This is a genomic window from Candidatus Binatia bacterium (genome assembly GCA_036563615.1).
Classification (GTDB): Bacteria; Desulfobacterota; Binatia; order UBA12015; family UBA12015; genus DATCMB01.
Genome location: DATCMB010000018.1, coordinates 146,232 through 166,966, shown reverse-complemented (window position 1 = coordinate 166,966; position 20,735 = coordinate 146,232). Strand labels below are relative to the sequence as shown.

Here is a 20,735-nt window from a genome sequence, read left to right as displayed (position 1 = left end):
CGGCCGTAGGCGCTGCGTCAGATGGACGCAGCAGCAAACGAGAACCTTGCGCGGCGTCACGCCGCAACCTCGGTCGCAGCAGCGACGCCCAGAACAAACGGACGCAGATTTGAGCCGCAAGTCGAAGTTCCTGATCGGCGCGACCGCCATCGTGCTCGCGGTCGGGACGCTCATCTATTCCGCGGTCCGCGAGACCTCGACGTACTTCATCACCGTCGATGAGTACGCCGCGGCGGCAGACGCTCACGCGGGCAAGCCGCTGCGCCTCGCCGGGCGGGTGTCGAACGGCACCGTGAAGTGGGATCCGAAGACGCTCGACCTCGAGTTCGTCATCGTGCCGATCCCCGCCAAGGAGGCCGCGGAGCTCGCCGTCGAGCATGCCGCCACGAGCGGCGGGGCGGGGGTCGCCCCCGCGGTCGCGGCGCCGGCGCCGTCGGCCGCCACGGCGAGCCTGCCGGTGCGCTACAACGGCATCCTGCCCGACATGTTCGGCGACGGACGCGACGTCATCGTCGAGGGCAAGGTCGAAGGCGGCGTGTTCCACGCGAAGACGCTGCTCACCACCTGTCCGTCGAAGTACGAGGCGGACCAGTACGAACGCGACGACGCGCCGGCGAGCGACGACCTCCGCGCCGCGGCGGACCTGCCGCAGGCTCCATGAGCGAGATCGGACGCCTCGCGGTCGTTCTCGGCTTCGTCGTCGCCCTGTGGGGCATCGGCGCGAGCGTGCTCGGCGGGCTACGCCGTGACGCCCGCCTGATCGCCAGCGGCAAGCACGCGGCGTACGCGTTCTCCGGGCTCACCGGGATCGCGGTGATCGCCCTGCTCTACCTGCTGCTGACGCGCGACTTCAACGTCGAGTACGTCGCCTCGTACTCGTCGACGACGCTGCCGCTCTGGTACACGATCGCCGCGCTCTGGGGCGGGATGAAGGGCTCGCTGCTCTGGTGGACCTTCATCCTCGCCGTCTGCAACGCGGTCGTTCAGTTCCAGAACCGCGACAAGAACCGCGACCAGATGCCGTGGGTCACGGCGACCATGCTCATCGTGGGCGCGTTCTTCCTGTCGCTGCTGGTGTTCGTCACCGATCCCTTCGAGCGGCTGCCGTTCACGCCGCGCGAGGGCTCGGACCTGAACCCGCTGCTGCAGAACTACTGGATGACGATCCACCCGCCGTCGCTCTACATCGGCTTCGTCTCGACGACGGTGCCGTTCGCGTTCGCGATGGCGGCGCTCATCACCGGCAAGCTCGGCGACGCGTGGATCCGCACGACGCGGCGCTGGGCGCTGTTCTCCTGGTTCTTCCTCTCGCTCGGCAACCTGTTCGGCGCCGCCTGGGCCTACGTCGTCCTCGGCTGGGGCGGCTACTGGGCGTGGGATCCGGTGGAGAACGCGGCCTTCATGCCCTGGCTCACCGCGAGCGCGTACCTGCACTCGGTGATGATCCAGGAGAAGAAGGACATGCTGAAGGTGTGGAACATGGCGCTGGTGATCCTCACCTTCGCGCTGACCATCTTCGGCACCTTCCTCACGCGCTCGGGCGTCATCTCGTCGGTGCACTCGTTCACGCAGTCCGGGCTCGGGCCGTTCTTCATGGGCTTCCTGCTCGTGATCCTGGCGGTGTCGATCGGGCTGCTGGTCTGGCGCCTGCCGCTGCTCAAGAGCCGCAACGAGCTCGAGTCGGTGTTCTCGCGCGAGGCGGCGTTCCTGCTGAACAACCTGATCCTCGTCGGGATGGCGTTCACCGTCTTCTGGGGCACGGTCTTCCCGGTGCTCTCGGAGTGGGTGCGCGGCGTCAAGATCACGGTTGGTCCGCCGTTCTTCAACAAGGTCAACGCGCCGCTCGGCATCGCGCTCATCTTCCTGATGGGCGTCGGGCCGGTGATCGCCTGGCGCAAGGCGACGCCGAAGAGCCTGTGGCGGAGCTTCGCCACGCCGCTCGGCACCGGCTTCGTGGTCGGCGCCATCGCCTTCGCGCTCGGCGCGCGCAACTTCTACGCGGTGGTCGCGTTCTCGGTCGCGGCGTTCGCGCTCGCCACGGTGTGGATCGAGTTCTGGCGCGGCATGCGCGTCCGCCAGACGATGATGGGCGAGAAGCCGTGGACCGCGCTGTCGCGGCTGATCGGCAAGAACCGTCGCCGCTACGGCGGCTACATCGTGCACGTCGGCGTGGTGATGATCTTCATCGGCATCGTCGCGTCGTCGGTGTTCAAGCTCGAGCTGCAGCGTCCGATGCAGATCGGCGAGAGCGTGACGCTCGGCGGCTACACCGTGCGCTACGAGGGGATCGAGGTCGAGAACGACGATCACGTCGAGCGGACGTACGCGCGCGTCTCGGTGTGGGACGGCGCGGGCGAGAACGCGAAGCGCCTCGGCGAGGTCTACCCGGAGAAGCGCTTCTACAAGAAGCCCAAGCAGCCGACGACCGAGGTGTCGATCCGGTCGACGCTCGGCGAGGACCTCTACGTCGTGCTCGGCAGCTACGACCCGCCGACCAAGCTCGCGGTCTTCCAGGTGTTCGTCAATCCCATGATCTCCTGGATGTGGATCGGCGGCTTCGTGCTCGCGATCGGCACGGTCGTGTGCATGTGGCCGTCGTGGGCCGAGCGCACGGCCGAGGTGACGTCCCGCGTCCCGGCGGGATCGCGGACGGCGTAGCGAGAGGACGGACGTTGCTCGCACGCAAAGCTGCACGCGGCGCACGTCGTTCGCGGATCGCGCTCGTTCTGGGCGCGCTGCTCGCGCTGTCGCTCGCGGTCGGCGCGCCGACGGCGCACGCCGAGCTCGCGACGCAGGCCCAGATCGAGACCGACCTCACCTGCCAGTGCGGCTGCGGGCTCACCGTCCACTCGTGCAACCACCTGAACTGCGGCTCCGGCATCCCGCTCAAGAAGGAGATCGCCGAGCAGATCGCGACCGGAAAGTCGCGCGAGGAGATCCTCTCCTACTTCGAGAACAAGTACGGCGAGAAGATCCTCTCGGCGCCGACGACGCGCGGCTTCAACATCGCCGCGTGGACCGTCCCCTTCATCGCCATCGCGCTCGGCGGTCTGATCATCGGCCTCGTGCTCGTCCGCTGGCGACGCGGCACCAGCGCCGCGACCGACACCTCCTCGACCGCGGAAGCGCGCACCAGCCAGACCGACCCCGAGCTGCGCGCCCGCCTCGAGCGCGAGCTCGCCGAGCTCGACCGCCGCTTGTGAGGACGCGTCCGTGCTGGTGACGATCGTCGGCCTCGTGCTGGTCCTCGCGGCGGCGTTCTACGTCGCGTGGCCGCTGCTCTCCGGCAGCGAGCCCACGGACGCGGCGCCGAGCGGCACGACGGAGGCCAGCGAGCTGACGCCCGAGAAGGAGAAGGAGCTCGCGCTGCTCGCGATCCGCGAGGCCGACTTCGACCACCAGACCGGCAAGCTCTCGGACGAGGATTACGCCGCGCTGCGCGCCGAGCTCGAGGAACGGGCTCTGCGCGCGATGGCCGCGCTCGACGAGGCCCGGACGCCGCACGCCGTGCCGAGCGCGACGATGCCGGCGTCCTCGGGCGCCGCGCAGCCTGCGTCCGCCGCGGGACGCACGAGCGAAGCGGCCGGCTTCTGCCCGGGCTGCGGACAGCGCTTTGCGCGCGGCGCGCGCTTTTGCCACGCCTGCGGAAGGAAGCTGCCGACGACCAAGCAGCGCGACCGGCGCCGCGCGTGAAGCGCGCGACGCGCACCTGAGGCGCTCGAAGAAACGATGGCCGAGAACGACGAGAGCAAGACCACGGGCGAGACCGCCCAGAGCCCTGGAAACACGCCGCAGAGCGCCGGCGAGGCAAGCCAGACACCTGGCGAGTCCACGCAGAAGACCGGCGAGGCAACCCAGAAGACGGACGAGCCCCCCCAGATCTCGATCGACGACTTCCTGCGCGTCGACCTGCGCGTCGGAACGATCCGCAAGGCCGAGCCGCATCCCAACGCCGACCGCCTGGTGGTGCTCTCGGTCGACCTCGGCGAGGAGCAGGAGCGGCAGCTGGTCGCGGGCATCCGCGCCGCCTACCCGCCCGAGACGCTGGTCGGCCGTCAGGTCGTCGTGGTCGCGAACCTCAAGCCCGCGCGCCTGCGCGGCGTCGAGAGCCGTGGCATGATCCTCGCCGCGACCGACGACAGCGGGCTCGCGATCCTGACGCCGGACAAGCCGATCGAGCCCGGCAGCCGCGTCAAGTAGCGGCGCTCGCCGTCTCGCCCGCCGCGGTCGTGCTCCCGAGCAGACCGTGGTGGCGCAGCAGCGCCTCGGTGGTCGGCGCGCGCCCGCGGAACTCCTTGAAGACCTCCATCGGGTGACGGCTGCCGCCGAGCGCGAGCACGGTGTCGCGGAAGCGACGTCCGGTCGCGATCAGCGCCTGCTCGTTCTCGAGACCGGCCTCCTCGAACGCCGCGAACGCGTCGGCGGAGAGCACCTCGGCCCACTTGTAGCTGTAGTAGCCCGCCGCGTAGCCGCCGCCGAAGATGTGCGTGAAGCTGCACAGGAAGCGGTCCTCGGGCAGCGGCGGCAGCACGGTGGTCTTCTGCGCGATGCGCCGCTGCACGTCGAACGGGGTCTCGGGGCCGTCCGGGTCGAACTCGTGGTGCAGCGCGAGGTCGGTCAGCGCGAAGTAGAGCTGGCGCAGCATGTCGGAGCCCGCACGGAACGTGCGCGACGCGGCGATCTTGCGGAACAGCTCCTCGGGCAGCTTGGCGCCGGTCTCGACGTGGCCCGTGAGCCCGAGCAGCGTCTCGCGGTGGTAGCACCAGTTCTCCATGAACTGGCTCGGCAGCTCGACCGCGTCCCACTCGATGTTGCGGATACCCGCCGCGAGCGGCCGCTCGACGCGCGTCAGCATGTGCTGCAGGCCGTGCCCGAACTCGTGGAAGAGCGTGTTGACCTCGTCGAAGGTCATCAGCGACGGCTTGCCGTCGACCGGCGGCACCTGGTTGCAGACCAGGTACGCGACCGGGATCCGACCCGGCGCGCGACCGACGCACTCGTCCATCCACGCGCCGCCGCGCTTCTCCTTGGGCCGCGAGTACGGATCGAGGAAGAAGGCCGCGATCTCCTCGCCGCGCTCGTCGTAGATGCGGAAGAAGCGGACGTCGGGGTGCCACACCGGCGTCTCGCCGTCCGCCGGACGGATCGTCAAGCCAAAGAGACGGCCGACCAGCGCGAACAGCCCGTCGAGCACGCGCGGCAGCGGGAAGTACGGGCGAAGCTCCTCGTCGGTGTACGCGAAGCGCCGCTCGCGGAGCCGCTCCGCCCAGAAGGCGACGTCCCACGGCTTGAGGTCGTCCGCCTCCGGCGCGTTCTCGCTGCGCGCGAGCTCGCGCAGCTCGGCGAGGTCGCGCTCGGCCGCGGGATACGACGCCGAGCGCAGCTCCTCGAGCATCTGCTCGACCGCTTGGACGCTCGGCGCCATCTTGCTCGCGAGGCTGAGCTCCGCGTAGCTCTTGAAGCCGAGCAGCGCCGCCTCCTCGCGGCGCAGACGCAGGATGCGCCGGATGAGCGGCGTGTTGTCGAGCTCGCCCGAGCTCGCGCGCGTGACGTAGGCCCGGTAGAGCTTCTCGCGCAGGTCACGCCGTCGGCTGTGCTGCTGGAACGGCACGTAGCTCGGCGCGTCCAGCGTGATCCGCCACGGACCGTCGGCGGCGGTCGCGTCCGCCTCGCCCGCTTCGCGCGCCGCCTGCGCCGCGAGCTGGAGCAGGCTCTGCGGCAATCCCTCGATCTCGGAGCGGTCGCGCAGCGTCAGCGCGAACGCCTTGGTCGCGTCGAGGACGTGGTTGCTGAAGCGCGTCGAGCACTCCGCGAGCTCCGCCTGGATCGCGTTGAAGCGCTCCTGCTGCGCGCCCTCGAGGCCGACGCCGGCGAGCTCGGCGTCGCGCACGAGCGAGGTGACGATGCGCTGCTGGGCCGCGTCGAGCGACTGCCAGCCAGGTCCATCGCGCAGCTCCTTCAAGGCGCGGTAGATCGGCCGGCTCTGCCCGACGCGCAGCGAGAACGCGACCACCTCGGGCTGCACCGTCTCGTACGCGGTGCGCAGCTCGTCGCTGTTGCGCACGCCCATCAGGTGGCCGACGGTGCCCCAGGCGAACGACAGCCGGTCGTTCAGGCGCTCGAGCGGCGCGACCGCGCGCTCCCAGGTCGGCGCGACGTTGGACTCGATCGCGGCGAGCTCGCGCTGCAGATCCTCGAGCAACGTTCGGATGCCGGGGACGACGTGCTCGGGGCGGATCTCGTCGAAGCGCGGTAGCCCGCCGTCCGCGAGCAGCGGGTTCAGGCGATCGTCAACCTTCGTGGTCATGCGTAACAGCTATCATGCGCACGAAGTGCCGGCCGTCGCGAGTCAGCGCCAGCTGTTGAAACGGAAGAACACGTAGAGCGCGCCGAGGACGCCGACCACGATGTAGCGCACCGTGTAGGACGGCTCGAGCCAGAAGATCAGCAACGCGGCCACCATGCCGACGGCGAGCAACACGGCGACCTTGGGATCGATCTGAATCATCGTCGCAGCAGCTCCGGCGCACGCGCCTCGACCATGCGGCGCATGCCCTCGCGCCAGGGCACGCGCGCGGGACCGATGAGCTCGTGCATCTGCGTGAGATCGAGCGGCAGGCTGCCGATCGCGTCGGTGGTGTAGCGGAAGCGCGGTTCGAGCCCGGTGAGCTCCGCGAGCCACGAGCACCACTCCTCGATGCTCGCCTGCTCGCCGCCCCAGTTCAGCGTCCGCGCGGGCACGCTCGCCACCTGCAAGAGCTTCGGCACCTGCTCGACGTAGTCGTCCTCGTGCAGCGGGTTGTACAGATTCGGCTCGTCGACGTGCACGGGGATCTCGGCGCCCGAGCGCATCATCAGCAGGTGGTAGAACGGCCAGCCGCCGTTGTCGCCATAGGGCACGCTCAGGCGCGCGATGACGCTCGGCACGCCGAACTCCGCGGCCGCGAAGCGAACCACGGTCTCGGCCGCGATCTTCGAGATGCTGTAGGTCGGAAACAGCGTGCGGTGGTTGTCGCCGAGCGGCGCGTCCTCGCGCAGCGGCGCGTGGCCGGCGTACTGGTAGACGCCGCCCGACGAGCAGTGCAGGAACGCCTTCACGCGCCGGCAGCGCGCGATCAGACGACCGGCCGCCTCGGCGTTCGCCGCGAGGTCGTAGGTGAAGTCGCCCGTCTTCACGACGGCGAAGTTCAGCACGTAAGTGAAGTCGTCGGGGACGCGGTCGAGCGGATCCTTCGCGAGGTCGAGCGCGAGCGGCTTGACGCCGATCGCCACGAGCCGCTCGCGATCTTCCGCGCGTGACAGCCGCGCGAGACCGTACACCTCGTTGTTCGCCGCAAGAGCGCGCGCGATCGGAAAACCCACCTGGCTCGTCGGACCCGTGAGGAGGATCTTCTCGTTGCGCAGCATGCGACGGTCATAGCGCGGAAGCGCCGGAGCGGCGACCGACCGTGCACGACGTTGCGTCGGGGCGCGCGACGCTGCGCCGGCGCGCGGCGTCGCGTCAGTGGGGAGCGCCGAGCGGCGGCGGCGGCGCCGCCGCCTCGCCGCGCGCCCCGTGGTCGCCATCGCGCTCGTCGCGCGTCGCATCGTCCACCGGACGCACCGGACGGCGCAGCGGCAGGCGCACGCTGAACGTCGAGCCTTCGCCGGGCGCGCTGGTCACGCCCACCGTGCCACCGAGCAGATCGGTGAGCTGGCGGACGATCGCGAGGCCGAGCCCGATGCCGCTCGCGCCGCCGGGCGCGTTGCCGAGCTGCACGAACGCGTCGAAGATCGACGCTTGCTTGTCGGGCGGGATGCCGCAGCCCGTGTCGCTGACCGTCAAGACGAGCCAGTCGTCCTGCTCGCGCGCCGCGATCTCGATGCGTCCGCTGCGCGTCGCACGCGCCGCGTTGGTCACCAGGTTGTTCAGGATCTGCCGCAGGCGGATCGCGTCGCCCATCACCTCCGGCACCTGGCAGTCGGCGACCACCGCGATCGGTAGCCCGCGCGTCAGGAGCCGCGCATCGTGCGCGACGTCGTCGAGCATCTGGCGGAGATCGATCCGCTCGTCCGACAGCTCGACCTTGCCGCTCGACAGACGCGACAGGTCGAGCAGCTGCGAGATCAGGGTATCGAGCGACACCGCGTACTCGCGGATCCGTCGCGTCAAGTTGCGGACGAGCTTCTCGTCGGACGCCGCGTCAAGCACCATGTCGGCATAGCCGACGATGACGTTCACCGGCGTCCGCAGCTCGTGCGACACGTTCGCGACCATGCGCGAGCGCGTCTCGACCGCACTCTCGGCGCGCGCCAGAGCGACGCGCAAGTTCTCGTGCGCCTGACGCAGCACCGCCTCGCGGTGCATGGCCTCGAGACGGTGCCCGGCGAGCGACGACGCGCCGATCGTCGTCAGCGCGCCCACCGCGAGCAGCGCGACCAGCAGATACGGCCAGGGCAGCGTCGATTCCACGCCGCCGACGATCGACGCGGCGAACGCCAACACGCACACCGCGCACAGCACCAGTTGCTGGACCGGCCCGAAGGGCAGCACCGCCGGCATCGCCGACAGCATGCAGATCAGCGCGACCACGGAGAGCGTCACGTCGCCGTCGCTCAGCGGGTAGTACGCGGCGACGCAGATCGCCATCACGCTCGCCCAAGCGATCGCGATGGCGCGCGCGCGCGTCGGCTGAAGACGCAGCCAGACGTAGCTTGCGGCCGAGAAGAGCGCCTCGAAGGCGAGCACCGCGAGATAGGTGTCGCGGTGCTCGGGGTAGTAGTAGAGCTCGATCGGCAGGACGCCCGCGATGAAGACGAGCACCAGGCACATCGCGCGCGGGAGCCTCGCGAAGGCGAGGTGCTCGAGCCCGAGGGCGTGCTGCTCGAGCGCGTGTTGCTCACGCGGATCCACGCGGAAGCGCGCAAGCAACCGCGGTACCACGGAGAAGAGCGTCAAACCGCGGCTCTGACGACGCGGTCGGCCACGTGAACGACGCACCGTTGCCGCGACGGGGACGCACCGTCACGGCTTTGGCGTTGCCGCCCTCGTGCCCGGTACGGAGGCGCGGGAACGGGCACCCTGACGGCCTTGCGCGACGCGATGGCGTCGCGCCGCTCCGCTGCGACGCGAAGCGCGCGCGGAGCAAAAGGGCGTGAGGGCCGCAGCCCTCACGCCCCGGTCGTAAAGCTATAGCTTCTGAACGTTCGCGGCCTGGGATCCCTTACGGCCCGGTACGACCTCGAACTCGACGATCTGGCCCTCCTCCAGCGTCTTGTACCCCTGGCCGGCGATCGCCGAGTAGTGCACGAAGATGTCCTCGCCCCCCTCCTGCTCGATGAATCCGAAGCCCTTCTGCGGGTTGAACCACTTCACCTTCCCCTGAGGCATACCGGTGCTCCTCCAGCCCTTCTCCGGGTGCGCCCTCCTGTGGTGCGCGTTCGTGACCCGACAGCTGTCGACGATCGCAACGTCGCCCGGATACAGATTCAAAACCGCGCCGCTCTTACCACCGCCGTCCCGCCAAGGGCAATAACGCTTGCGGAGTTTGTTCCCGCAGGCCGCTGTGCTACCTCTCATGCTTCGCGTCGCAGAAAAAAGGAGTCCTATGCAGCGACCGCGCGGTCCGCGATTCTTGCCCGTTCGCCCCGACGAGGAGCATCGAACCAACCGTCAAATAAGAGTACCCCAGGTACGCTTGATCGGCCTGTCCGGTGAGCAGCTCGGCGTCGTTCCGACCGAGGAAGCTCTCCGGATGGCGCAGGAAGCGGAAGTCGACCTGGTGGAGGTTGCGCCCATGGCGCAGCCGCCGGTGTGCCGCCTGCTCGATTACGGCAAGTTCCGCTACTCGAAGCAGAAGAAAGACGCCGAGGCGAAGAAGAAGCAGCACGTCACGCAGCTCAAGGAGCTGCGGATCCGCCCGGGCACCGACGCGCACGACCTCGAGCGGCAGCTGAAGAAGGCGCAGGAGTTCCTGAGCGAGGGCCAGCGCGTCAAGTTCACGCTGCGCTTCCGTGGACGCGAGATGGCGCACCAGGACCTCGGCCGCAGCAAGCTGACCAGCATCGCGGCCCAGCTCGCGGACTACGGCTGGGTCGAGATCGAGCCGCGCACCGAGGGCCGCGTCATGCACCTGGTGATGGCGCCCGGCCAGCGCAAGAAGCCGGCGTCCGGCGGTCAGCGTCCCGCGGCGTCGGGCTCGGCGCAGGCGGGCGGCGGTCAGCCGTCCGCGTCCGGCCAGGCGGGTTCGAGCGGACAAGCACAAGCAAAGGACGTCCGCCCGCAGCAGCCGCCGCGTCCGGCGTGAGCGCGCTGCCGGCGCGCCCGGCCCGAGAGCCATGCGAGCGCAGCCGGCCTGAGCGCGGTGGCGGCGCAGCCTGCCTCGGCGATGGAGCGCGGTGGCGGCGCAGCCTGCCTCGCGATGGACGCGCGGCAGCGCTCGAGCGCACAGCAGCCGCCGTCGGCACGAGCGCGGAGCGGCCGCTGCCCCATCGTCGACGCGCGCGGGCGCTGCCGCTCCTGGCGGACGCCTGCGTCAGCGCGCCGCGCTGCGCGCGCTGACGGCGCCGCGCGCGCTCAGAACCAGCCCGACCACCACGACGTCCGCTCGATGTCCTTCGGCGCGAGGACCTCGATGCGGGTGAGCTCCTTGTCGCCCTGCACGGCGATGATCTCGCCGACCACCTGGCCCTTGGCGACCGGCGCGTCGACCTGCGCGGGCACCTTCACCTCGACCTTGACCTGCTGCGCCTCCTGACGCGGCAGCACCAGGCGGAGGTCCCGCGCCGCCTCGCCGGTGAAGAAGCGCTCCTTGCCGCGCGCCACCGCGATCTGCGCGCCCACCGACTGCCCCGCCTTGACCGGCTGCACGGCGCGGTAGCTCGCGAAGCCCTTCGACAGGAGCTTCGCCGCCTCGTCGAAGCAGCCCTTCTTGGTCGGCGCGCCGAGGACGACGGCGATCAGGTTCAGCCCGTCGCGCGACGCCGTCGCCGTCACCTCGAAGCCGGCGGCGGCGTAGTAGCCGGTCTTGAGCCCGGTCGCGCCGCGGTAGTTGCGCACCAGGTGGTTCGTGTTGCGCATGATGAACTTGCCGTCGCGGAACGGCGCCTCGGTCGTCGCCGCCCACTCGCGCACCTCGGGGAATTCCATCAGCTTGCGCGCGAGCTTCGCGAGGTCCGCGGCGCTCATCAGGTCGGGCTTCTGACCGGGCCCGGGCGGCAAGCCGTGCACCGAGTGGAACTCGGAGCTGGTCATGCCGAGCTCACGCGCGCGGGCGTTCATCATCTCGACGAACGCGTCGGTCGAGCCGGCGATGCGCTCGGCGACCGCGACGGAAGCGTCGTTCGCCGACGAGATCATGATCGCCTTCAGCATGTCGCGCAGCGGGAACTGCTCGCCCTCCGCGAGGTAGACCTGCGAGCCGCCCATCTGGCTCGCCCAGGCCGACGCGGTGACCATGTCGTCGAGCGAGATCGCGCCCGCCTTCACCTGCTCCATGGCGATCAAGACGGTCATCATCTTGACCATGGACGCGGGCGGCCACGGCATGTTCTCGTTGTGCGCGAAGAACACCTCGCCGCTGTCCGCGTCCATCAGCAGAGCCGCGCGGTACGGCGCTTCGGGACTGTACGGCAGGCTCGGGCGTCCGGCCGGCGCACCGGCGGCGCTCGTGGCAAGCAACGACACGAGCAGCGCTGCGGCGACTCTCCGAAGGTTCCCCACGACGTCCACGACTACGACCCCCCTTGGGCGCGAGCGCGCGCCTACCTTGTTACTTGACGAGCGACCACGCGAAGGTCTTTCCCTCGGCGCGACGAAAGTACCTACTTTCGGCGTCGCGGTCACGGCCGCGCGCGAGGCGGCGGCTGGAAGTTTGGCCGTCCGTACGCAAGACTCGCGCACCATGCCGAGCGCGACGGGGCGTACGTTGGTCGAGGCTCGCGCCCTGCGCAAGGCGTACGGCATGAGTCTGGTGCTGCGCGACGTCGACCTGCAGGTCGCGGCCGGCGAGGTGGTCGCGGTGCTCGGGCCGAACGGCGCCGGCAAGAGCACGCTGCTCCGCCTGCTCGCCTGCATCTCGCGAGCGAGCGCCGGCACGCTCGCGCTGTTCGACGTCGACTGCCACCCGGGACGGCCGACGCCCGACGTCCTCGGACGCATCGGCTTCGTCGGCCACGAGCCGCTGGTCTACGAGGACCTGACCCCGCGCCAGAACCTCGAGCTCTTCGCCCGCCTGTACGGGGAACGCGGCGCGGAGGACGGCGCCGGCGCCGAGCAGCGCGCGCGGGCGAGCCTCGAGCGCGTCGGCCTCGCGCACGCGATGGAGCGTCCGACGCGCGCGCTCTCGCGCGGAATGCTGCAGCGCCTGGCGATCGCGCGCGCCACGCTGCACCACCCCGAGCTGCTGCTGCTCGACGAGCCGTTCACCGCGCTCGACGAGGCGGGAAGCGACCTCCTCGAGCGCGAGATCCGCTCGCGCGCCGCCGACGGCGCGGCCGTCGTCCTGGTGACGCACGACCTCGCGCGCGCCTCTGCGCTCGCCGACCGCGCGGTAGTGCTTGCGTGCGGCCGCGTGGTCGGCGAGGCGAGCCCAGTGCCCACGAGCAGCGAGCTCGCGCGCGACTACCGCCGTCTCGCCGGGCTCGAGGGCTGAGCGACGCGGTCGCACGCAAGGCGCCATGTGGAGCATCGTTCGGAAGGACCTCGCCATCGAGCTGCGCACCGGCGAGATGACCTCGTCGGTCTTCCTGCTCGCGCTGCTCGTCGTGCTGGTGTTCGCCTTCACGCTCGAGCCCGAACGCCTGGTCGGGGCAGATTTCCTCGCCGGCCTGTCGTGGACGACGCTGCTGCTCGCGGGCACGCTGTCGCTGAACCGCTCCTTCGTGCTCGAGCGCGAGGCGGGCGGGCTCACCGGGCTCGCGCTCGCACCGATCGACCGCGGCTCGATCTACCTCGGCAAGATGATCGGCAACCTGCTGATGCTGCTCGTCGCGGCGATCGTCCTGCTGCCGCTGATCGGCGTGCTGCTCGGCACGCGCGGGCTCTCGCCGAGCTGGCTCCTGCCGCTCGTCCTGCTGCTCGGGGTGACGGGGATCGCGGCGGTCGGCACGCTGTGCGCGGCGATCGCGAGCCGGACGCGCGCGCGCGAGGTGCTGCTGCCGGTGCTGATGTTCCCGCTGCTCGCGCCGCTGCTGATCGCGGCAACGCGGACCACGGCCGGCGCCCTGCTCGGGCAGAGCGTCGACGAGCTGCAGTCCTGGCTGCTCACGCTCGTCGCGTTCGATATCGTCTTCGCGGTCGCCGGCTGGCTGAGCTTCGACTACGTCCTCGAAGAGTGACAGGCTGCTGCGCGAGCCGCGAGGAACGAGAGACGAGATGAACGACAGACGCATCTGGCGGGACACGCTGCTGCCCGCGCTGACCTGCGTGGCGATGCTCGCCGCGCTCTACATGGTCTTCGTCCTCGTGCCGAGCGAGCGCGAGCAGGGCGTGGTGCAACGGATCTTCTACTTCCACGTCAACCTCGCGTGGATGGCATTCGCCGGCTTCGTGTTCGTCGCGATCGCGAGCGTGCAGTACCTGCGCACCGGCAGCCGACGCGCCGACCAGCTCGCGCACGCCAACGCCGAGGTCGGCCTGCTCTACACGACGCTCGTGCTGGTCACCGGACCGATCTGGGCGCGTCCGATCTGGGGCGTCTGGTGGACCTGGGACCCGCGCCTGACGATGACCGTCGTGCTGTGGGCGATCTACGCCGCCTACCTCATGCTGCGCCGGCTCGGCGGCAACGACGACACCATCCTGCGCTACGCGGCGGTGCTCGGCATCGTCGGTACGCTCGACATCCCGCTCCTGATCCTCGCCGTGCGTCTGTGGCGCGGCGTGCACCCGGCGGTGATGCTGTCCGACGAGCCCGACTCCGGGCTCAAGGACCCGCTCATGGGCTGGACGCTGCTCGTCTCGGGCGTCGCGCTGGCCCTGCTGTTCACCTGGCTCGTGTCGCTGCGCGCCCGCGTTCTCGCGGTCGACGAGTCGGTTGCTGCGCTGCAGCTGGAGGGCGCCCGCTCGTGAAGGGACTCAACTACCTGTTCGCCGCCTACACGGCCGTCTGGCTGGCGATCTTCGTCTACCTGCTGTCGATCGGCCGCAAGGCGCGGCGCCTCGAGCGCGAGCTCGAAGAGATCCGGCGCTCGCGCTGAGCGTCCGGACGCGAGCCGTCAGGACGCGACCGCGCCGAGCTCGTGTAGCCGACGCTCGAGCTCGACGAGGAAGTCGTCGAGCGGCTGCTCCGCGTCGACGACGATCTCGTACTTGCCGTTGGGCATCTTGCGGACGCTGCCCGGCGTCGCGGGCTTGAGCGGGATCACCACCGCCTCGCGCGACACGCCGAGGCGGTCGATGACGGTGAAGATGCGCTCGATCTCCTTGAGCGTGACGACCTTCAGCGGCATCGCGTCCCCCGTCGAGCGTCAGACGATCCGCGAGGAGTGCCCGGACCAGTAGCGGTCGCGGAGCAGGCGCTTGTAGATCTTCCCGTTGTCGAGGCGCGGCAGCGCGTCGACGAAGTCGACCGAGCGCGGCGCCTTGTAGTGCGCGATCCGCTCGCGCACGTAGTCGATCAGCTCCTGCGCCACCTCGGGCGACGGCTGCACCCCCGGCGCGAGCTGCACGACCGCCTTCACCTCCTCGCCCATCTCCTCGTTCGGCACGCCGATCACCGCGACGTCGTCGACCTTCGGGTGCGTCGCGAGGCAGCTCTCGACCTCCTGCGGGTAGATGTTGACGCCGCCCGAGATGATCATGTGCGACCGGCGGTCCGTCAAGTAGAGATATCCTTCCTCGTCGAGGTGGCCGATGTCGCCGAGGGTGAACAGCCGGCCGCGGTAGGTCTCGGCCGTCTTGGCGTCGTCCTTGTGGTAACGGAAGCGCGCGTTCGGGTCCTCGGGCGCCTCGAAGTAGACCACGCCGTCGACGCCCGGCTCGGTGATCTCCTCGCCCTTCTCGTCGAGGATCCACACCTTGCCGCCGGCCCAGTGCCGTCCGACCGAGCCCTTGTGCGTCAGCCACTCCTCGGAGCGGATCAGCGTGCCGCCGCCCTCGGTGCCGGCGTAGTACTCGACCACCTTCGGGCCGAGCCACTCGATCATTTTCTCCTTGACAGGGATCGGGCACGGCGCCGCGGCGTGGATCGCGATCTTGAGGCTCGAGAGGTCGTAGCGCCGGCGCACCTCCTCCGGGAGCTTCAGCATGCGGACGAAGTGCGTCGGCACCCACTGGCTGGTCGTGACCCGGTAGCGCTCGATGTACTTCAGAGCCCGCTCGGCGTCGAAGCGGTCCATCACCAGCGCGGTCGCGCCGATGCGATGCTGCAGCGCGGTGAAGACGAGCGGCGCTGCGTGGTAGAGCGGCCCGGGGCACAGGTAGGTGTCGCTCTCCTCGAGGCCGAAGAAGCCGGTGAACGCCGCGAGGGTGAGCACCACCGCGCCGGTGCCCGGAGGATCGAGCGTCAGCGGCGGCCGGACGCCCTTCGGCTTCCCCGTCGTCCCCGACGAGTACAGCATCGCCGCGCCCTCGCGCTCGTCGGGGATGCGCTCCGCCGGAAACGGCGCGACCGCGTCCTCGTAGCGCTCGAAGCCCGGGATCGTCCCGCCGACGGAGACGAAGCGCTCGATCTTGCCCGTGCCCTGCGCGAGCGGCGCGAGCTGCTCCGCGAAGCGCGCGTTCGCGACCAGCACGCGGGCGTCGCAGTCCTCGACGACGTAGCGCAGCTCCTCAGTCGACAGGTGCCAGTTGACCGGCGTGAAGTAGAGGCCGGAGCGCATCGCCGCCCAGTAGAAGTCGAAGAAGTGCTCCTCGTTGGCGAGCACGACCGCGATGCCGTCGCCCGGACGCAGACCCCACGCGCGCAGCGCCTGCGCGACGCGGTTCGAGCGCTCCTCGAGCTGTCCGTAGGTGACGGTGCGTTCTTGATCGGCAAAGATCAGTGCAGGCTTGTCGGGGTGTTGCTCCGCTCGCGTGCCGAGGTACATGCCGACCTTCTATCGCGCGTCGCGAGCGACGCGCAAAGCTCGGCTCACGGTTGACACCTCGTCGATGCCGCGGTTCACATCGGCCGCTTGAGCGCCCTTCTCACGCGTCGCCTCTTCCTGCGGCTGCTCGGCGTCGTCTACCTCTCGGCGTTCGCCTCGCTCGAGTGGCAGGTCGAAGGTCTGCTCGGTCCGGACGGGATCCTGCCGGCGAGCGCGTACCTGACGCGCGCCGTCGAGGTGTTCGGCGACGACGCCAAGATGCGCATCCCGACGCTCTTCTGGCTCGACCCGAGCGCGGAGATGCTGCGTCTCGTCTGCCGCGCGGGCATCGTGCTGTCGCTGCTGCTGATCGCCGGGATCTGGCCGGTCGTCGTCCTGCCCGCGCTGTGGTGGCTCTACCTGTCGCTGGTCTCGGTCGGGCAGATCTTCCTCGCCTACCAGTGGGACGCCCTGCTCCTCGAGACCGGCTTCCTCGCGATCTTCTGGGCGCCGTCCGCCTGGCGGCTCGACGCGCCGTCCGTGCGCGAGCCCTCGCCGATCGTGCTCTGGCTGCTGCGCTGGCTCGTCTTCCGGCTGATGTTCTTCTCGGGCTGGGTGAAGCTCGCGAGCGGCGACCCGACGTGGTGGAGCCTCGACGCGCTCAAGTTCCACTACGAGACGCAGCCGCTGCCGGCGTGGACGAGCTGGTACGCGCACCAGCTCCCCGCGTGGATCCAGCAGGCGTCGTGCGCGGTGATGTTCGTGATCGAGCTCGCCCTGCCCTGGCTGATCTTCCTGGGCCGCGTGCCGCGGCTCGTCGCGTTCGTCGGCTTCGTCCTCCTGCAGCTCCTGATCGCCGCGACCGGCAACTACGGCTTCTTCAACCTGCTGTCGGCCGTGCTGTGCGTGCCGCTGCTCGACGACGGCTGGCTCGAGCGCGTGTGGCCGCGTCGGCTCGGCTCGCGCGGTCCGCGTCCCGCGGAGCGCGGCGTGAAGCGCGCGCTCGACGTCGCGGTCGCGGCGCTGGTGCTCGCGCTCAGCGTGCCGCTCTCGCTCGGGCAGGCGTTCGGCATCCGCGCGACGTCGCTGCCCGGCGTCGAGCGGCTGTTCCACGCGCTCGCGCCGTGGCACCTGGTCAGCGGCTACGGGCTCTTCGCGGTGATGACCACCAACCGACCGGAGGTCGTGCTCGAGGGCACGGTCGACGGCGTCGAGTGGCGGCCGTACGTCTTCCGCTGGAAGCCGGGCCCCCTCGACCGCGCGCCGACGTTCACCGCCCCCAACATGCCGCGCCTCGACTGGCAGCTCTGGTTCGACGCGCTCTACCTCGAGCGCATGCTCGCGACCGGGATGCGCAGCGGACGCGTCGTCACGCCGGCGCTGCTCGCGAAGCTGCGCGAGGGCTCGCCCGCGGTGCTCGCTCTGCTCGCCGACGACCCGTTCGACGGCGAGAAGCCGCGCGCCGTGCGCTGGCGGCTCTGGGACTACGAGTTCACCGACGCCGCCGAGCGGCAGGCGAGCGGCGACTGGTGGCGGCGCTCGCTGCTCTACGAGGAGCCGCCACGCTGAGCGCCGCGGCCTCCGGACGCGTCGCCGGGTGCGTCGCCGCTCGCGGTGCCCGTTGCCGAGCGCGCATCGATCGCGCGCGCGATCGCCTCGGGCGAGAGCTCGCGCAGGGAGCGCACGACGATCTGCGCGCCGGCCGCGCGCAGCCGCTCCTCGCTCGCCGTGCCGGCCAGCGCGATCGCCGTCATGCCCGCCGCGCGCGCCGCCTCGACGCCGAGCACCGCGTCCTCGATCACCGCGCAGCGCTGCGGCGCGATCCCGAGACGCTCGGCCGCGATCTGGAAGACCTGCGGATCGGGCTTGCCGCGGCGCACGTCGCGACCGGTCACGACCGCGGCGAACGCATCGCGGCGCCCGAGCCGGTCGAGCGTCAGCTCGACGTTCGGCGGCGGCGCCGACGAGCCGAGCGCGAGACGAAAGCCCGCCGCGTGCAGCGCGTCGATCAGCTCGGTCGCGCCGTCCATCGTCGGAAACTCGCGCCCGATGATCTCGCGGTAGAGCTCCTCCTTGCGCAGGTCGATCTCGCGGACCTGCGCGTCGTCGACGCGCTCACCGAACAGCTCGCGGATCACCTCGCGGCTCGTGCGGCCGAAGGTACGCGCGAAGTCGTCCTCCGAGAGGTCGAGGCCGCGCTCGCGCAGCGCGCCGCGCCAGCTCGCGAAGTGCGCGGCGTACGAGTCGACCAGCACGCCGTCGACGTCGAAGATCACGGCTCGCGTCATTCTTCACCCCTAGCAGACGTCGCAGCGCCTGCGCGGCTGGGCTACTTTTTCGCGCCATGATCGAGCTCGAGCGGCTGACCAAGCGCTGGGGCGACACGGTCGCCGTCGACGAGCTGAGCCTCACGGTCGCCGACGGCGAGCTGCTGGTGCTGCTCGGCGCTTCGGGCAGCGGCAAGACGACGACGCTCAAGATGGTCAACCGGCTCATCGAGCCGACCTCGGGACGCGTGCTGCTCGACGGCGAGGATCTCGCGCGGCTCCGCGGACCCGAGCTGCGCCGCCGCATCGGCTACGCCTTCCAGCAGGTCGGGCTGTTTCCGCACATGACGGTCGCGGAGAACGTCGCGGTGACGCCGCGTCTGCTCGGCTGGCCCGCCGAGCGGATCGAGAAGCGCGTCGACGAGCTGCTCGAGCTCGTCGAGCTCGACGTCGGTCTGCGCGACCGCATGCCGGACGAGCTCTCGGGCGGCCAGCAGCAGCGCGTCGGCGTCGCGCGCGCGCTCGCCGCCGAGCCGCGGCTCATGCTGCTCGACGAGCCGTTCGGCGCGCTCGACCCGCTGACCCGCGACCGCGTGCAGGAGTCCTTCCAGCGCATCCGCCGACGTCTTGGCTTGACGGCGATCTTCGTGACCCACGACATGTCCGAGGCGCTGCTGCTCGCCGACCGCATCGCGGTGATGGACGCGGGCCGTCTCGTGCAGATCGGCACGCCGCGCGAGCTGCTGCAGAACCCCGCGACCGAGCACGTCCGTCAGATGATGGAGACGCCGCGGCGCCAGGCGGCGGCGGTCGACGCGCTGCTCGACGAGGGCCGACCCGGGTGAGCGAGCAGCTCGCGCTGCTGCCGAGCTACTTGACGAGCCACCTCCAGCTCACGCTGGCGGCGCTCGCCCTCGCGATCGCGGCGAGCTTGCCGCTCGGCGTGCTCGCGACGCGCGTGCCGCGACTCGAGAAGCCGTTGCTCGGCATGGCCGCCGTCGTGCAGACGATCCCGGCGCTCGCGCTGCTCGCGGTCATGGTGCCGCTGCTCGCCGCGCTGAACCTGCGCAGCATCGGCTTCCTGCCGGCGCTGATCGGGCTGACCCTCTACGGCGTGCTGCCGATCCTGCGCAACACGGTGACCGGCATCCTCGGCGTCGATCCCGCGCTCAAGGAAGCGGCGCGCGGCGTCGGGATGACCGCGATGCAGCAGCTGCGGCTCGTCGAGCTGCCGCTCGCGCTGCCCGTGATCGTCGCCGGCGTGCGCACCGCGACCGTGTGGACGGTCGGCATGGCGACGCTCTCGACCCCGGTCGGCGCGCCGAGCCTCGGCAACTACATCTTCGGCGGCTTGCAGACGCGCAACTTCGCCGCGGTGCTGGTCGGCTCGGTCGCGGCGGCGGCGCTGGCGCTTGTGCTTGACGCGCTGGTGTACGGCGTCGAGCTCGGCATCCGACGCCGGCGGCGCGCGCTGGTCGCGGGCTGCGCGGGCGTGCTCGCGCTGCTCGCCGCCTGGGCGACGGCACCGCTCGTGAGCCAGGCGGCGCGTCCCGCGCGGCCGATCGTGATCGGCGCCAAGACCTTCACCGAGCAGTACGTGCTCGCGGAGCTCCTCGCCGAGTGGATCCGGCGCGAGACCGGGCGCGACGTCGTGATCCGCGCCTCGCTCGGCTCGACCGTCGCCTACGACGCGCTCGCGAGCGACGACGTCGACCTCTACGTCGACTACTCCGGCACGCTGTGGGCGACGATCCTGCGGCGCGAGGGCGTGCCGGAGAGCCGCGAGGCGGCGATCCGTGAGATCGCCCGCTTCCTGCGCGAGCGCGACGGCGTCGAGCTGGTCTGCGAGCTCGGCTTCGAGAACGCCTACGCGCTCGCGGTGCGCGAGGCCGACGGCGAGCGGCTCGGCATTCGCACGATCGGCGACCTCGCCCGCCACGCGCCGGAGATGACGATCGGCAGCGACTACGAGTTCTTCTCGCGCCCCGAGTGGCGCGCGCTGCAGGAGACCTACGGGTTGCGCTTCGCCGAGCGACGCAGCATGGACCCGTCGCTGATGTACCAGGCAGCGGCGGTCGGCGAGGTCGACGTGATCAGCGCGTTCTCGACCGACGGCCGCATCGCGGCGCTCGACCTGCGCGTGCTGGTCGACGACCGCGGCGCGATCCCGCCGTACGACGCCGTGGTGCTGGCGAGCGCGCGGCTCGCGCGCGAGCACCCCGAGGTGATCGCCGCGCTGCGCGCGCTCGCCGGCACGATCGACGCGGCGCGGATGCGGCGGGCGAACCTCGAGGTCGACGAGCGCGGCCGCGGTCCGCGCGAGGTCGGGCGCGAGCTCGCGGCGGCGCTGCGCGACGGCTGACGCACGCCGCGCCGTGCGCGCGCTGCCGCTGACCGCCTTCGCGCCGCCGTCGTGCCTGGGCGCGCTCGTTCGTGCGAGCTCGTAGGCGGCGCGTGCTCGCGCCGCGCGCGCGAGCCGTC

Annotated in this window: 21 protein-coding genes and 1 pseudogene; 13 read left to right on the top strand and 9 right to left on the bottom strand. The window is 70.8% G+C overall.

What is annotated here, in order from left to right; genetic code table 11:
* The first annotated feature begins 109 nt into the window (after positions 1-109).
* The 5 genes from VIS07_14865 to metG are packed head-to-tail and all read left to right on the top strand — an operon-like array spanning position 110 to position 4,200.
* Positions 110-661, top strand: a complete 552-nt coding sequence (locus VIS07_14865) for a cytochrome c maturation protein CcmE (protein HEY8516787.1) — start codon at positions 110-112, stop codon at positions 659-661.
* Positions 658-2,658 (top strand): heme lyase CcmF/NrfE family subunit, encoded by a 2,001-nt coding sequence (locus VIS07_14860; GenBank protein HEY8516786.1) that lies wholly within the window; start codon positions 658-660, stop codon positions 2,656-2,658. Before VIS07_14865 ends, VIS07_14860 begins: the two co-directional genes overlap by 4 nt.
* Before the next feature lie 14 nt (positions 2,659-2,672).
* On the top strand, positions 2,673-3,203 hold the full coding sequence (locus VIS07_14855; protein ID HEY8516785.1) for a cytochrome c-type biogenesis protein CcmH: 531 nt from the start codon (positions 2,673-2,675) through the stop codon (positions 3,201-3,203).
* 10 nt (positions 3,204-3,213) lie between these two features.
* A complete protein-coding gene (locus VIS07_14850) occupies positions 3,214-3,693 on the top strand; it encodes a hypothetical protein (protein ID HEY8516784.1) in 480 nt (159 codons plus the stop codon).
* 36 nt (positions 3,694-3,729) lie between these two features.
* The gene (gene metG / locus VIS07_14845) at positions 3,730-4,200 is read left to right on the top strand and encodes a methionine--tRNA ligase subunit beta (protein ID HEY8516783.1); all 471 of its coding nucleotides are present in this window, start codon (positions 3,730-3,732) and stop codon (positions 4,198-4,200) included.
* On the opposite strand, the gene VIS07_14840 is transcribed toward metG, so the two are convergent.
* From VIS07_14840 to VIS07_14820, 5 genes are all read right to left on the bottom strand, one after another.
* Positions 4,193-6,307: a M3 family metallopeptidase gene (locus VIS07_14840; protein ID HEY8516782.1), complete on the bottom strand. Its 2,115-nt coding sequence runs from the start codon at positions 6,305-6,307 to the stop codon at positions 4,193-4,195. The two genes, metG and VIS07_14840, sit on opposite strands and share 8 nt — an antisense overlap.
* Before the next feature lie 42 nt (positions 6,308-6,349).
* Entirely contained in the window at positions 6,350-6,508 is a 159-nt protein-coding gene (locus VIS07_14835; protein ID HEY8516781.1) for a hypothetical protein, read from the bottom strand.
* A complete protein-coding gene (locus tag VIS07_14830; protein ID HEY8516780.1) occupies positions 6,505-7,404 on the bottom strand; it encodes an NAD(P)-dependent oxidoreductase in 900 nt (299 codons plus the stop codon). Before VIS07_14830 ends, VIS07_14835 begins: the two co-directional genes overlap by 4 nt.
* A gap of 97 nt (positions 7,405-7,501) precedes the next feature.
* Positions 7,502-8,893, bottom strand: a complete 1,392-nt coding sequence (locus tag VIS07_14825) for a HAMP domain-containing sensor histidine kinase (GenBank protein HEY8516779.1) — start codon at positions 8,891-8,893, stop codon at positions 7,502-7,504.
* Positions 8,894-9,169: 276 nt separating this feature from the next.
* Positions 9,170-9,370: a cold-shock protein gene (locus VIS07_14820; protein HEY8516778.1), complete on the bottom strand. Its 201-nt coding sequence runs from the start codon at positions 9,368-9,370 to the stop codon at positions 9,170-9,172.
* A 217-nt stretch (positions 9,371-9,587) separates the two neighbouring features.
* Between VIS07_14820 and infC the strand changes: the two are divergent.
* Positions 9,588-10,139 (top strand): annotated as a pseudogene (gene infC / locus VIS07_14815) (translation initiation factor IF-3).
* A 416-nt stretch (positions 10,140-10,555) separates the two neighbouring features.
* Here infC and VIS07_14810 read toward each other — a convergent pair.
* Positions 10,556-11,701, bottom strand: a complete 1,146-nt coding sequence (locus tag VIS07_14810) for a D-alanyl-D-alanine carboxypeptidase family protein (GenBank protein ID HEY8516777.1) — start codon at positions 11,699-11,701, stop codon at positions 10,556-10,558.
* A gap of 181 nt (positions 11,702-11,882) precedes the next feature.
* Here VIS07_14810 and ccmA point away from each other — a divergent pair, with 181 nt between their 5' ends.
* The 4 genes from ccmA to VIS07_14790 are packed head-to-tail and all read left to right on the top strand — an operon-like array spanning position 11,883 to position 14,178.
* Complete coding sequence (gene ccmA, locus VIS07_14805) at positions 11,883-12,632, top strand: heme ABC exporter ATP-binding protein CcmA (GenBank protein HEY8516776.1); 750 nt, start codon at positions 11,883-11,885, stop codon at positions 12,630-12,632.
* 25 nt (positions 12,633-12,657) lie between these two features.
* Positions 12,658-13,317 (top strand): heme exporter protein CcmB, encoded by a 660-nt coding sequence (locus tag VIS07_14800; protein ID HEY8516775.1) that lies wholly within the window; start codon positions 12,658-12,660, stop codon positions 13,315-13,317.
* 37 nt (positions 13,318-13,354) lie between these two features.
* Positions 13,355-14,050 (top strand): cytochrome c biogenesis protein CcsA, encoded by a 696-nt coding sequence (ccsA, locus tag VIS07_14795; protein ID HEY8516774.1) that lies wholly within the window; start codon positions 13,355-13,357, stop codon positions 14,048-14,050.
* On the top strand, positions 14,047-14,178 hold the full coding sequence (locus VIS07_14790) for a CcmD family protein (GenBank protein ID HEY8516773.1): 132 nt from the start codon (positions 14,047-14,049) through the stop codon (positions 14,176-14,178). Before ccsA ends, VIS07_14790 begins: the two co-directional genes overlap by 4 nt.
* Before the next feature lie 18 nt (positions 14,179-14,196).
* Here VIS07_14790 and VIS07_14785 read toward each other — a convergent pair whose 3' ends face one another.
* Positions 14,197-14,430, bottom strand: a complete 234-nt coding sequence (locus tag VIS07_14785) for a hypothetical protein (protein ID HEY8516772.1) — start codon at positions 14,428-14,430, stop codon at positions 14,197-14,199.
* 18 nt (positions 14,431-14,448) lie between these two features.
* Entirely contained in the window at positions 14,449-16,008 is a 1,560-nt protein-coding gene (locus VIS07_14780) for an acyl-CoA synthetase (GenBank protein HEY8516771.1), read from the bottom strand.
* An 87-nt stretch (positions 16,009-16,095) separates the two neighbouring features.
* Between VIS07_14780 and VIS07_14775 the strand changes: the two genes are divergently transcribed.
* Positions 16,096-17,556, top strand: a complete 1,461-nt coding sequence (locus VIS07_14775) for a lipase maturation factor family protein (protein HEY8516770.1) — start codon at positions 16,096-16,098, stop codon at positions 17,554-17,556.
* Here the strand turns inward: VIS07_14775 and VIS07_14770 are convergent.
* Positions 17,535-18,275: an HAD family phosphatase gene (locus VIS07_14770; protein HEY8516769.1), complete on the bottom strand. Its 741-nt coding sequence runs from the start codon at positions 18,273-18,275 to the stop codon at positions 17,535-17,537. The genes VIS07_14775 and VIS07_14770 overlap by 22 nt on opposite strands.
* A 56-nt stretch (positions 18,276-18,331) precedes the next feature.
* Between VIS07_14770 and VIS07_14765 the strand changes: the two genes are divergently transcribed.
* The gene (locus VIS07_14765; GenBank protein HEY8516768.1) at positions 18,332-19,099 is read left to right on the top strand and encodes an ABC transporter ATP-binding protein; all 768 of its coding nucleotides are present in this window, start codon (positions 18,332-18,334) and stop codon (positions 19,097-19,099) included.
* Entirely contained in the window at positions 19,096-20,616 is a 1,521-nt protein-coding gene (locus VIS07_14760) for an ABC transporter permease/substrate-binding protein (GenBank protein HEY8516767.1), read from the top strand. The genes VIS07_14765 and VIS07_14760 overlap by 4 nt, the downstream gene beginning before the upstream one ends.
* Positions 20,617-20,735 lie beyond the last annotated feature (119 nt).